The organism is Sporosarcina sp. FSL K6-1508 (genome assembly GCF_038007465.1).
In the GTDB taxonomy this organism is placed as follows: Bacteria; Bacillota; Bacilli; order Bacillales_A; family Planococcaceae; genus Sporosarcina; species Sporosarcina psychrophila_B.
Window position 1 is genome coordinate 386,858 of record NZ_JBBOXF010000001.1, and the last position, 12,945, is coordinate 399,802.

Annotated in this window: 11 protein-coding genes; 2 read left to right on the forward strand and 9 right to left on the reverse strand. The window is 43.8% G+C overall.

Annotation, left to right across the window (positions count from 1 at the left end; genetic code table 11):
• Positions 1 to 72: 72 nt before the first annotated feature.
• The gene (locus MKZ11_RS01645; protein WP_340792325.1) at positions 73 to 1,017 is read right to left on the reverse strand and encodes an L-threonine 3-dehydrogenase; all 945 of its coding nucleotides are present in this window, start codon (positions 1,015 to 1,017) and stop codon (positions 73 to 75) included.
• 193 nt (positions 1,018 to 1,210) lie between these two features.
• On the opposite strand from MKZ11_RS01645, the gene MKZ11_RS01650 reads away from it, so the two are divergent.
• Positions 1,211 to 1,879 (forward strand): hypothetical protein, encoded by a 669-nt coding sequence (locus tag MKZ11_RS01650; RefSeq protein ID WP_340792326.1) that lies wholly within the window; start codon positions 1,211 to 1,213, stop codon positions 1,877 to 1,879.
• 641 nt (positions 1,880 to 2,520) lie between these two features.
• Here MKZ11_RS01650 and MKZ11_RS01655 read toward each other — a convergent pair.
• The 6 genes from MKZ11_RS01655 to MKZ11_RS01680 all read right to left on the reverse strand — a co-directional run bounded on the left by MKZ11_RS01655 (position 2,521) and on the right by MKZ11_RS01680 (position 9,358).
• A complete protein-coding gene (locus tag MKZ11_RS01655) occupies positions 2,521 to 3,711 on the reverse strand; it encodes a glycine C-acetyltransferase (protein ID WP_340792327.1) in 1,191 nt (396 codons plus the stop codon).
• A gap of 114 nt (positions 3,712 to 3,825) precedes the next feature.
• Entirely contained in the window at positions 3,826 to 4,893 is a 1,068-nt protein-coding gene (locus MKZ11_RS01660; protein WP_340792328.1) for a hypothetical protein, read from the reverse strand.
• A 99-nt stretch (positions 4,894 to 4,992) separates the two neighbouring features.
• Complete coding sequence (locus MKZ11_RS01665; RefSeq protein WP_340792329.1) at positions 4,993 to 5,625, reverse strand: YczE/YyaS/YitT family protein; 633 nt, start codon at positions 5,623 to 5,625, stop codon at positions 4,993 to 4,995.
• Positions 5,626 to 5,758: 133 nt separating this feature from the next.
• Positions 5,759 to 6,253 (reverse strand): Cys-tRNA(Pro) deacylase, encoded by a 495-nt coding sequence (ybaK, locus tag MKZ11_RS01670; protein ID WP_340792330.1) that lies wholly within the window; start codon positions 6,251 to 6,253, stop codon positions 5,759 to 5,761.
• A 221-nt stretch (positions 6,254 to 6,474) separates the two neighbouring features.
• On the reverse strand, positions 6,475 to 7,083 hold the full coding sequence (locus MKZ11_RS01675; RefSeq protein WP_340792331.1) for a hypothetical protein: 609 nt from the start codon (positions 7,081 to 7,083) through the stop codon (positions 6,475 to 6,477).
• Between the two features lie 100 nt (positions 7,084 to 7,183).
• On the reverse strand, positions 7,184 to 9,358 hold the full coding sequence (locus MKZ11_RS01680) for a DNA topoisomerase III (protein ID WP_340792332.1): 2,175 nt from the start codon (positions 9,356 to 9,358) through the stop codon (positions 7,184 to 7,186).
• A gap of 330 nt (positions 9,359 to 9,688) precedes the next feature.
• Between MKZ11_RS01680 and MKZ11_RS01685 the strand changes: the two genes are divergently transcribed.
• A complete protein-coding gene (locus MKZ11_RS01685; protein WP_340792333.1) occupies positions 9,689 to 10,198 on the forward strand; it encodes a hypothetical protein in 510 nt (169 codons plus the stop codon).
• 63 nt (positions 10,199 to 10,261) lie between these two features.
• On the opposite strand, the gene MKZ11_RS01690 is transcribed toward MKZ11_RS01685, so the two are convergent.
• On the reverse strand, positions 10,262 to 10,825 hold the full coding sequence (locus MKZ11_RS01690) for an NADPH-dependent FMN reductase (protein ID WP_340792334.1): 564 nt from the start codon (positions 10,823 to 10,825) through the stop codon (positions 10,262 to 10,264).
• 96 nt (positions 10,826 to 10,921) lie between these two features.
• Entirely contained in the window at positions 10,922 to 12,847 is a 1,926-nt protein-coding gene (locus MKZ11_RS01695) for a cation:proton antiporter (RefSeq protein WP_340792335.1), read from the reverse strand.
• Between the last annotated feature and the right edge of the window lie 98 nt (positions 12,848 to 12,945).

Genomic DNA, 12,945 nt, shown 5'->3' on the forward strand with positions numbered 1-12,945 from the left:
GGTTACCGCAATAATAAATTCCTTATTTCATTACAAGATAAAAGCCGCAGGTTAAAAACTGCGGCTTTCTAATTAGGCATTCAATTTTATTTTCAGTTTTGACAGCATGTCCACTGTCATTTTATCCAAATCGTAGTTCGCTTTGAATCCCCATTCGTTTATAGCGGCTGTCGGATCTATGGAATCTGGCCAGCTATCGGCAATCGCTTGGCGTACTGGATCTACGTCATAAGCAATCTCAAATGTAGGGATCTGTTTTTTAATGGATGCTGCAATTTGAGACGGTTCAAAACTCATCGCTGTTACATTAAATGCATTACGGTGAATCAGTTTTGTAGAATCTGCTTCCATTAAATCAACAATCGCTTGTAACGCATCGGGCATATACATCATATCCATGCGTGTTCCTTCTGCAATATAGGAAGTGTACTTGCCTTCTTCAAGCGCTTTGTAATAAATGTCGACCGCATAGTCTGTCGTTCCGCCGCCCGGTTGTGCCACATATGAAATCAGTCCTGGGAACCGGACACCACGTGTATCGAGTCCAAATTTGTGAAAATAGTAATCGCAGAGTAATTCACCCGCGACTTTATTGACGCCATACATGGTTGTCGGTCGTTGCAAAGTATCTTGCGGTGTATCTTTTTTCGGTGTTGACGGTCCAAATGCCCCGATTGAACTCGGCGTGAAAAACTGCATATCCAGTTCACGCGACACCTCAAGTGCGTTCATAAGCCCGCCCATATTAAGATTCCACGCAAACAGCGGTTCATCTTCTGCCTTTGCAGATAACAATGCCGCCATGTGCATCATTGTATCCGCACCAAAATCCTTCGCAAGCGTATGCATGTCAGTTGCATTCGTCACATCAAGGACCTCAAATGGCCCTTCTGTTGCTGAATCCATGCGCCGTATATCCGTTGCCAATACATTTTCCGTACCATATTCTGAGCGAAGCTTTGTAATTAATTCTGAACCGATTTGACCTAAAGCTCCAGTTACCATGATTTTCTTCATTATTAAAAATTCCCCGCTTTCAAACATTTGTATTTATGGAGAGTACACACCTATTAGAGTTTTATCATTTCATTGATTCCATTGCTTTAATTCATTATAAAACGTTCTCCTAGAAAAGACAACGTCATTTCACATCTCGATGAATACCCGTCAGACTTTTCTGGTATAATTAAAGAAAAACTTGAGGTGTATGATGCTGAAAAATAAGCCTTCTATCTTTTCAAAAGTCTTTAAATTTGTCCTGCTGATTGCGGTAGGAATTCTTCTTACATTTGTACTCATTTCAAATGGGGTGCCAAAGTGGATTGTATTCCTTATTGTCCTTGCCCTGTATTTTTCAGTGTCGATTCTTTGGCCGATGTATATCATTTACAAGTCTACATCGCTCCGTGCAATCGACCGCTACATTGCCAGTAATTATAAAAAACCGATTTTTGGTTATTCATATGCTTTGGCACATGGGGACAAGCGGGATGTAGAAAATGCATTGAAACGGATTATGAATACCTATCAACAACAAGATATGGCTGATATCTATGGTGCAAATCTCGCCTTATTCCAAAACAATCCAAAGCACCTTTTAGAGCATGCGGAAAAAATCAACGGTCAGGAATATAAAGATTATTATCTAGGTCATACTTATGTGATGAATGGTAATTTTGAAAGAGCCCACGAGCATTTAGCTAAGTTGCACACGCCTTGGATGATTCATTCATTAAAAGCCTACGCTGCCCATAAACGCGGGAATCCGGTAACGTTTCGCCAAGAAGCAGATCAATCCATTAAAAGCGCAATCGGCATGCAACGATTTGTTATGCATCACACGATGAATCGTTTTGAAAATGGAGACTTTAATATTTAGTGTATAAAAAAGCCTTTAGTTTAGGGCTTTTTCCTTTTTATAAGTATGTGCTTTGTTCGTTGATGTTACTCCATTTTCATTAAGAGCAGAGCTTTTTCTCCGCTTCACCACGATGTTCGGGTAGATTGATATTAATGAATATAACGAATTGTTGCCATGAATATCTCGGCAAGTGCCATGAATTCACGAACGAGCCATGACTATCTTGGCGATTGCCATGAATTCAGCCGCCGGACCCATTAACTCACGGCCGAGCCATGACTATCTCGACGATTGACATGAATTCAACCGCCGGACCCATTAACTCACGACCAAGCCATGACTATCTCGGCGATTGACATGAATTCGCCCGCCGGACCCATTAACTCACGGCCGAGCCATGACTATCTCGGCGATTGACATGAATTCACCCGCTAGACCCATTAACTCACGGCCGAGCCATGACTATATCGACGATTGACATGAATTCGCCCACCAGACCCATTAACTCACGGCCGAGCCATGACTATCTCGACGATTGACATGAATTCGCCCGCTGGACCCATGAATTCAAAGCCATCCCCCACTAACTCGCCACCAATCATCCATTCCAACACAAAAATCCCGGACAGCATATTAGCTGTCCGGGAGTTCCCAATTTATTATGAAATTACATTTAGTTCTTTGCCGACTTTTTCGTAGATTTTCAGGGCTTCGTCGAGCATTTCTTTTGTATGGGCTGCGGTTGGCATGTTGCGGACACGACCTTTTCCTTTGGCGACTGTCGGGAAGACGATTGACTTGGCGTAGACGCCTTCTTCCGCAAGACGTTTAGAAAATTGCTGTGTCAACTTCTCTTCGCCGATGATGCAAGGCGTGATTGGCGTTTCAGAAGCGCCGATATTGAAGCCTAATTCCTTAAGTCCGGCCTTCAAGTAATTGCCGTTTTCCCAGAGTTGATCGTGCAGTTCTGTGGATTCGGATATCTTGTCCAGTGCACCCATAATTGCGGCGACGTCTCCTGCAGGAAGAGCTGTGGAGAATAGGAATGGACGTGAACGGACTTTTAGCCAGTCGATTAATTCCTGTGTGCCTGCAACGTAGCCGCCGACGACGCCGATTGCTTTCGACAGTGTCCCCATTTGAAGGTCGATTTCTTTTTCAAGACCGAAATGCTTGACGGTCCCTTTACCTTTGCCGGTGACACCTGAACCGTGCGCATCATCAACATACGTGATCAAATCGAATTCCTTCGCGATTTTCACGGCTCCGGGGAGGTTGGCGATATTGCCGTCCATCGAGAAGACGCCGTCCGTAATATACATCACTTTTTCGTAAAGGCCGGATTCCGTCGCTTCTTTCGCTTTTGCACGAAGGTCATCCATGTCTTGGTGTTTGACACGAATAACTTTCGCACCCGAAAGGCGGCAGCCGTCGATGATAGAAGCATGATTTAATTCATCTGATAGAATTGCATCTTTTTTAGTCATGACTGCAGATATTGCTGCCATATTACAGTTGAAGCCCGATTGGTAAGAAATCGCCGCTTCTGTTCCTTTGAATTCGGCAAGTTTTTTTTCTAACTTAACGTGGATATCTAGCGTTCCGTTAATCGTACGAACTGCGCCTGCTCCGACGCCATATTTTTCAGTTGCGGCAATTGCCAGCTTTTTCAAATCTTCATCTGTCGCAAGGCCCAGATAGTTATTTGAAGACAAGTTGATAAGGTCTTTGCCTTTAATTTTAATGATCGGGCCGTTTGGACCTTCAATAGGGTCAATTTCGTTGTAAAGTCCTTGATCGCGAAGTTCATTTAAGTTTTCCTGCAAAAATGCATTAAGTACTTTTGACAAAATAATCTTCCTTTCAAACAAATGATACCCCCATTTTACCACACGACCGGCCCTGCCGCAGAATGAAGCGCATCCTTGATCAATATAGGTATTTTTAGGAGTGGAAGACTACTGTTAAATGAGTTCAAAAAGCACTTTCGATTTACTATCAAAAACAGGGTGAATAATGGCGGAATCCATCGTGATTTTCATGCTGTTTTCGGCCTGTGCATAGGCCTGCATATAACCTGTCGCGTCGAGCATTTTTTCCGCATAGGCTTCCCGGATTGGACCGATTTCCGCTTCTGCCCCTGCGTCTTCCTCACACATATGCACAAGGTCGAGCAATTCATCTCCCGGGTGTTCCACATCGTAGGCATGCGGGTTTGTCGAGTCAAGAACGCATACCGACAGCTCAGGAAAGAGTACAAGATCGACTCCCGCAGGATCCAGACCGCACCAGCCGTACAGAACGTCAAATCCGCGCTGTTCAGCTTCGGCTCCGAGCGCTTTCATGAGCGTCGATTTACCCGTCCCGGGAAGACCTTTAATAAGGATTCGACGGTCTAAATGCTTAGTAATGGAAGGGATGAAATCATGCGCCCCTCCAGATGTTAATGAACCAATGAGTCTGTGCGAAACAGCTGCGTCCTTATTCAGCTTGATTGTTCCAAACAATTCCTCTTTCAATGATGCTATTTTGTTTTCATGGAGCTCCCAAACCATCCGCTTGATATTCACTTTTTCCCAATCATCATGAATATTCTTTGCTTCCGCAAGCGATTTCAATGCTTTCCCAAGTGCTACACGTGATTCCTCTAACTTTTCTACAATTATCCCATTCTGTTCGCGCAATTTCGCTTCATCATAGACATCGTAAAAACTGATGACCTTATGTTTTCCGCCTATATCCGCTGGTTCTAAGGCAACCGGATGAGAAGCTTGAAGTATGAGCAGATTTGGGCCTTTAACGAAGATTGCGTCCGTTTTGTCGGACTGTACGGGATCCATGAACCGATCAACGTCATATCCTCGTTTCAGATAGTGCGAGGCAGTTTCACTCAAGACATTTGAGATAGCATTTGTCGGAGGGCATTTCAGAAAAAGCGTTTGAGAAGCCGATGCAATTAGTTTGTCGTATTTATGGGAGATTCCAGCACCTGTATAGGCTGTCCCCATATATTGGGTTATCGTTCCATACATTCCGATCATCCTTTCTGTACATACGATTAACGTATGCCCGGACAACAAAAAAAAGCACGGCTTTAAGGCACATGCTTTGAATAAATAACTAAATTCATATTAATATAATGTCGATTCATTCTCCGCGCCAATCAATTTCAACAAAAACTTCTGGCATTGCGGCAATGTATAATGGACGATCTGTCCTAAAAATAATGCGATTAGGACTGTCCCAATCCCAATCGGTCCGCCGAAAATCCACCCTACAATTGCAACAACGACTTCAAGAGTCGTCCGAATTTTTTTCACGCTCGCTCCCGTTTTTTTAACAAGGACAAGCATAAGACTATCCCGCGGACCTGCACCGATATTCGGCGAAATATAAATCCCGACACCGTATCCCATCACAATTACACCCGCTGAAAAAATAAGTAATTGAGCACCCATAGACGTGATATCCGGAAGCAACCAATTGAACAAATCGATAAAAAGTCCAATCAAAATCATATTTAGCCACGTTCCAATCTGCGGCCATTCTTTCAAGACAGCGGCAGTTGAAATGATAATAATGAATCCCGTAATAATTCCCCATGTGCCAATCGTCAAGCCGAAGTTTTTGTATAACCCGACATGTAGTACATCCCACGGGCCGATGCCAAGCTTCTGACCTTTAATCGTCATTGAAATGCCAAGGGAGAGGATCATCATTCCTATCAAAAAAAATGCCCATCTCCATACTAATATCTTTCTCATATAAGTCCTTCTTCCTAGTGAAAATATAAGTTACTCTTAGATGCGAACAATAATAAAAGACACTCACGCAGCACGCATGAATGTCTTACTTGCAATCTATTCATTGTAGCATGTTTTCGGTCCTTGATAAAGACTACCAACTTTTCACAATGTCATAAAAAGATGCGTCTGTCACTTTCGCTAGTTCGCTTGGTACAAGTCTCATCTGCAAGCCAGGCTTCCCTGCGCTGACGATCATTTTGTCTAGACTTTCTGCTGACTTGTCAATGAATGTCGGGTATTTCTTCTTCATCCCGACAGCTGAACAGCCTCCGCGGACATAGCCTGTCTCCTTCGTCAAATCCTTTAATGGAAGCATTTCAAGCTTTTTCACCTCGGCAACTTTTGCCGCCTTTTTCAAGTCAAGTTCTCCAGCCACCGGCACTAAAAACACAATAATTTCTCGCGGACCGGCAATCGTCGCGAGGGTCTTATAAACCGTCTCCACTGCCTGCCCCGTTTTTTCTGCGACGGAAATGCCGTCCACCATTCCGTCGTTTACATCATATTCCATCAGATCATAAGCTATATTTTCCCCATCTAAAATCCGCACTGCATTCGTTTTTATCTGCTTACCTTGCTTTTTCATTTAAGTATTTTCTCCCTTCTAAGAAAAGCATAAGGCCCCGTCCAACCCCGCCATGCAAAAGATAATTTGCGAGGAGGCGTACTTCAGCCACCACAGCCAAAAGGCTTATGACTTGAGAGGGTAGCGCCCGGAGTCTAGGCAATATTCATGGTTGAAATCTATACTTTTTTATCTCTTAAAACGAAAAGACCACCATTTAGCAGGCGGCCTTTTCGTTCTACTCATGCTATTTTATAAAAGCTCGGCCGATCGATTTCAAACCCTTTTTGTTTCATGTGGACTTGGAATGAGTAAGATGAAATCGCCTGTTCGTACCGTTTTTGAAGGATGAGTAATTCACGTTCAGGGCCTGAGGGAAGTTCCATGGATACCGCTTTCGCTTTTGCGGTATTGACCTGTTCTTGTACAGATGCCATCTCAATATTCGACTGCGCCAGTTTTTCTAACGCAATTTGTGTTTCAGTTTGTCTAATTTTTGCTGATGCTGTAGCGGCAAGCTGATAATCTGCAGTCGTCGGTTGCTGTTCTGAAACCGCTTCAGTCCGGACGTCTCTCCAAAGGTCAATGGTCTCTTCAAGCGTCTTACCGACCGGCAAAGCAATCTGTTTCACTTGTCCGGCGCCAAGCTGTTGGAATTCCTGTCTCTCTGGTTGCACGTTTTCAGGCTCTTTCTTCCCTCTTAAGAGAGACTCCAGATCTTCAACCGTTTTCTGGTTCTGTCCATTGTATTGCACATTGCGATTGTAGGCACTTTCAGCATTCCGGCGCCGAATTGCATCATAGCGCTGGATATGATCACTAGCTGCAACTTGAGTCATAACGGCATTCATAGGACTTCACCTCCCCACAATAGTATTTGCATAAATCTAGTAATTCCAGTATACCCATTCCATTTTGAAGAATAAACCCTACTAAAGCGCTAAAATCTAATTACTTATCGAATAGTTTCTTTAGCGCATCTGCCATCGCCGTATTCTCCAGCTCTTCCGGTTTACCCTGTTTTTTCATGTATTTTTGAACATCGCGTTTGTCTGCTTTTTTTCCGCCCGAGTTCTCTCTGCGTTTCTCAAATGCCGATAACTTCTCACGGTGGCCGCATTTACAAACGAAAATCCGTCCGTCGCCTTCTCCACGCATCTCCAATTTCTTTTTACAAACTGGACATCTTGCATTTGTTAGCATCGAGACATTTTTTCGGTGGCCGCACTCTCGGTCCTGACAGACAAGCATCTTGCCGCGCTTACCATTGACTTCCAATAAAAGCTTACCGCAGTCTGGACATGCTTTTCCTGTGACATTATCATGTTTATATTTTTTATCATCTGTTTTAATTTCAGTAACGGTCTGCTTGGAAAAGCCAATCATCTCTTTCATGAATTGCTCTTTTTTCATCTGTCCATTCGCAATTTTTGTCAGCCCTTGTTCCCATTCTGCGGTCAGTGCGGGTGACTTCAAGTCTTCCGGCACGAGTTCAAGTAGTTGGCGCCCTTTAGACGTCGTATAAATATCATTTCCTTTTTTCTCCATAACAAATGAGTTGAAGAGCCGCTCGATGACATCGGCACGTGTTGCAACTGTTCCAAGTCCTCCGGTTTCACCAATTGTTTTGATAAGATCTTTGGATTCCCCTTGCATGAACTGTGAAGGATTTTCCATCGCAGCGAGCAATGTCCCTTCATTGAAACGGGCAGGCGGTTTCGTTTGACCATTCGTCATGACGATTGCCTGGATTTTCACTTCTTCTCCCTTAGAAAATGAAGGCAGAGTATCCGTATCTGTCTCTTCTTCCTCGGTTGAATAAACTTTCTTCCAGCCTTCATCCGTAACAGTACGGCCTTTTGCTTTGAATGTTTCCCCGCCAACAGCGAGCTCGGCAGTCACTTGGTCATAACGAAACGGGCCGAAGAAGACAGCCAGAAAACGCTTGACGATTAAATCATATAGACGCTGCTCTTTATCAGATAAGTTTTGAAGAATCGGTGTTTCTTCAGTAGGGATAATGGCATGGTGATCTGATACACGCTTATCGTCAACGACACCTTTTTGCGGCTTTATGGTTCCAGCACGCAGAAGTGTACTTGTTGCCTTGCGGTATGGACCGATATCCACGGCTTTAATGCGCTCTTTCAGCGTACTTTCCATATCCGATGTTAAATGCTTTGAATCGGTACGCGGATACGTCACTGCTTTATGGCGCTCATATAAATTTTGCAGCGTCGACAGCGTCTCCTTCGCTGACCAAGACCAGCGGCGGTGCGCTTCTTTTTGGAGCTCCGTCAAATCGAATAAATGCGGTGCCGGCTGTGACTTTGGCGTCGTTTTCACGTCAGTCACTTTTCCGGCATGAACCCCGTCAATTTTCCCAATCAACTTCTCGATTGTTTCTTTATCGAATGACTGTGTTTGCCCGGCTTTATCATGCCAAGTGAACTTCGCAGTTTCCGTCAACGCTTGCATACCGTAGAATGATTTTGGCTTAAAATTACGGATCTGATTCTCACGCTCTGCAATCATTGCAAGTGTCGGTGTTTGAACACGACCCGTTGAAAGTTGGGCGTTATACTTTACCGTCAGTGCACGCGTCGCATTAATACCGACAACCCAGTCCGCTTCCGCCCGGGCTACTGCCGCTTGGTATAAGTTTTCATATGCACGGCCGTCTTTCAAATTATTGAAACCGTCTTTAATCGCTTTGTCGGTGACCGATGAAATCCACAGCCGTTTAACAGGTTTACGAACTTTCGCCTTTTCCAAAATCCAGCGGGCCACAAGTTCCCCTTCACGCCCCGCATCTGTCGCGATAATGACGTCTTTCACATCATTGCGTAGAAGTTGCGCTTTAACGGCATTGAATTGTTTCATCGTCTGGCGGATGGGTACCAGTTTGAAAGGTGCCGGAATGATTGGCAGAGGCTCGAGCTTCCACTCCTTGAATTCCGAACCATAGCCTTCTGGATCCGCATGTGTCACGAGATGGCCAAGCGCCCATGTGACGATATAATTTGTTCCTTCAAGGAATCCGTTCCCTTTTTTATTACAGCCGAGCACCCGCGCAATATCGCGTGCTACGGATGGTTTTTCAGCTAATACAAGTGATTTGGACATAAGTAAATCCCCTTTCTTCATGTTTCGATTATACGGGAGAACCCGATTGGATGCATGTCGGGCGAATGAACGGAGATATATCATATTAAGCCCGTACTGTCTTAACATTCTATGAGACGGCTGTTATTGGTAAAAATTTGTTATATAATGTATACATATACGACGTTAGAACACTTTGAAAAATGATATGTATTTCCTTCTAATCCGCTTCGCTATCAGTCTTATGGCTCCGGCTGCCCCTCTTAAGGCGCCTTCGCTTGGTTTATATACAATTTTCAATACTACAACTTATAAAACAATGGAAAACAAGTGAGAGAGCGGGTGATAAGATTGAGTAAAAAGCAAAAAATGCTATTTGGTGGTTCCATTCTAGTGAACTTAATTCTAATTATTATAGTGATTGTTGGATACCTGAAGATGAATCTAGTACACGAGCAACTATTTTATTCGGAAGTGCAATGGAAACTTGTTGAGCTTGATGGGTTAATTGAACATCAAAAAGAAACTAATTGGTCTGAACCCAATTTGGTTACTACTCAAATGAGTGCTATTTTAAATGGTATTTTTGTTGCAAAAAGCAGTGGTGAATATTCGGGTTGGATATCGTCCAATGAGAGAATGACGATGGAAAGTCTATACGCTGCTTTAAATCGCTATCCCCATGATGAAATCTACACGTTCAGCGAATTGACGCAGGCGGATAAAGAAAGTTTCGAGGATTTACAAGTGAAACTGCAAAACCTTGGTTTCGGTATGGAAATGACAATCAGTAATGATTGGAAAACTTTCCTCAATAAAGCGGAGAAACTGATTGCCCTTCTTCGAATTCAAACCATGTAGAATCGTAAAATCGCCTTTACACCTATTTAAAATTGGTGTAAAGGCGATTTTTATCCGCAGCTTTTATTCCTCGTCCAATGCTTTCTTTGATAGATCCTTACTCATTTCCGCATACTTCACGAAAACCCTTGCAAGCTCACGCAATCGATTGTGTACATCATCGTCAGTGATGGTGTTGTCTTGGTCAAAATGGCTCATATGTGTATAGACATAATTCGGTGTCACGAGGCAACGGAAGTAGTCCAAGATTGGTTTCAGCTGGTTCTCGATGACAAGATGATGCTGGTATGTACCGCCGTTTGCGACGATTGACACCGGTTTGTAGCGCATCGTGTGCGGATGGAGCATGTCAAATGCGTTTTTCAGCACGCCCGGAATGGATCCTTGGAAGATAGGGGTTGCCACTATATAGCCGTCCGCTTCCTTAAATTTCGCCACGAGTTTTTGCATGTCGTCGTTGTATTCACCCAGCGGCCGTCCATCAACAAATTGATGGGTATAATCCGCCAAGCTCAACATTTCCAGCTCATATCCACAACCGGTTTCTTCTATATAATCCTTTACGGTTTCAAGAACAGCGCCTGTTTTGCTGCCGATAATGGTCCCGTCCACAAACAAAACTTTCAATGAAATCCTCCTAACAACTTATAATCATAATTCATCGTACCAAAAAAAGTGACGGCCTACCCGTTACCGGGCTCGGCCAGCCACTTCATGCTACATTCATTTCGCGGAAAGCGGCGCATCCCCTGGGATGATCGGCTTCTCTGTTTTTTCATCCCTTATGAATAAATCTTCCACTTGTTCATAAGGAATAGTCGTTTGACCGTTCTCTCCATTTAGACGCTCTTTGACCCGTTCGATTGTTTTCACAGGGGATGCGAGCGCAATAATTGCATCGCCTGCAGAAGCCTGTGGTTCAATTTCCGGCGTAAAGAACTCTATCTTACCGTCCGTTCGTAGAATGTAAAGCAGGATTGATTTGTCATCCCGCTCACGTAAATACTGTGTATAGCTATATTGTTTTGTAATTAATGTCTTACGGATAACGTGCCCCGCGTTCATCCGCTCTTCCAAGTCATAGATTGAAATTGCGGGTGAGAACAGAGACTGGCCGCCTGTTAACGTAAACCCATCTACTTCTTTACCGACATGGAATACCGTCTGATACAAATTATCGCTTCCTAGATCCGGTGCGAAGTCTGAACAAATATGCGCATTGTACGTATCGGTCTTCGTCATTGCAAGAATATACCGGTATGGCGTCAAGTCAAGATGATAGTCGATCTGCTCCGAAAGAATATCCCCAACATAATTGTTAAGCCCGAGCTTTCGAGCATGTGAGAGTCCTGCCCATGACTGATCGATAAGCAGTACGTCGTTCCCGGTTTCTTTTACTGATTGGGCAAGCACTGCGGCAAATCTTGAGCTTCCCACAAGCAGCACTCCTGATTCGTCAGTTGTAGTGAGATTTAATTTCTTAGCTATGAAGCTGATTGAAAATCCGTGCAGGACCACTGTGGAGAAGACAAGTGCGAACGTCAGCGCAGTCAATAGTTCTGCATCTTTGTAGCCATTGTCGAGTAAAATTGTTGCAAAATAACCTGATACAGTAAGAGCCACAATCCCCCTTGGTGCAATCCATCCGATAAGAATTTTTTCACGGATATTTAACTCCGTATTGATTGTCGAAAGCCAAATCGATAGCGGCCTGACGATAAACAGCATTGCCAATACATAAATGATGATATTCGGATTAAAAATTTCAATGAGGATGCGCGGATTAAGTGATGCCGTCAACATGACGAATATGCCCGAAATAAGCAGTACAGAAATATTCTCCTTGAATTGGCGAATGTCATGCATTGATGTCAAGCGCATATTTGCCATTGTCATCCCCATTGCCGTTACCGCAAGCAGTCCGGTTTCATGCATGATTTCATCCGCAAAAACGAATGTGAAAAGGACGACTGCAAAAAGTACCGGTGCTTTTAGAAATTCCGGAATACTGCCGCGCTCAAACGCACTTCCAATCGCCCGGGCAGCACCCCATCCAAGAAGTACGGCAAAGATAGATGCCGCAAAGAACAAAAGCAACGCACTCAATGTCACTTGGCTATTCAAAAATTTGATGAACTCAAAAGCGAACACTGCAAGCAACGCACCAAATGGATCCACTACAATCGATTCCCATTTCAAAATTGCTGCAGGACGCGGTTTCAGTTTCGCCTGCCTCAATAACGGCAAGATCACAGTGGGCCCTGTAACAATGAACAAACCTCCGATTACAAAGGCAACTGCCCAGGAAAGTCCCGCTAAATAGTGTGCGGCAAGTGCTCCGGCAATCCATGCAATGAATGCACCTATGGTCACAATCCGAGCTATTGGCTTACTAAAGCCTTTAATTTCTTTAAAATCAAGATTCAAACTGCCCTCAAACAAAATAATTGCTACGGCAAACGTAATAATTGGACTGAAGAGTTCTCCCATACTCTCTTTCGGGTTAATGAAACCAAAAATTGGACCTACCAGGAGCCCAGCAACGGACATGACGACAATCGCCGGCATCCGGAATTTCCAGGCCGCCCATTGCGATAAAATCCCGATTAAGACGACGAGCATCAAATCGAATAATAATGAATCAAACAATGGAATCACTCCGTTTCCAATTAGAAATAATGCTAGTTTACCATAACGCCAGTTACAGTCCACTAAAAATAGACATATCTTAATAGTTCTTTACATAA

Bases quoted from the DNA above. Each gene is read 5' to 3' on its own strand.
- MKZ11_RS01645 (WP_340792325.1), bottom strand. From the start codon at position 1,017: ATGAAGAAAATCATGGTAACTGGAGCTTTAGGTCAAATCGGTTCAGAA.
- MKZ11_RS01650 (WP_340792326.1), top strand. From the start codon at position 1,211: ATGCTGAAAAATAAGCCTTCTATCTTTTCAAAAGTCTTTAAATTTGTC.
- MKZ11_RS01660 (WP_340792328.1), bottom strand. From the start codon at position 4,893: ATGTATGGAACGATAACCCAATATATGGGGACAGCCTATACAGGTGCT.
- MKZ11_RS01665 (WP_340792329.1), bottom strand. From the start codon at position 5,625: ATGAGAAAGATATTAGTATGGAGATGGGCATTTTTTTTGATAGGAATG.
- ybaK (WP_340792330.1), bottom strand. From the start codon at position 6,253: ATGAAAAAGCAAGGTAAGCAGATAAAAACGAATGCAGTGCGGATTTTA.
- MKZ11_RS01675 (WP_340792331.1), bottom strand. From the start codon at position 7,083: ATGAATGCCGTTATGACTCAAGTTGCAGCTAGTGATCATATCCAGCGC.
- MKZ11_RS01680 (WP_340792332.1), bottom strand. From the start codon at position 9,358: ATGTCCAAATCACTTGTATTAGCTGAAAAACCATCCGTAGCACGCGAT.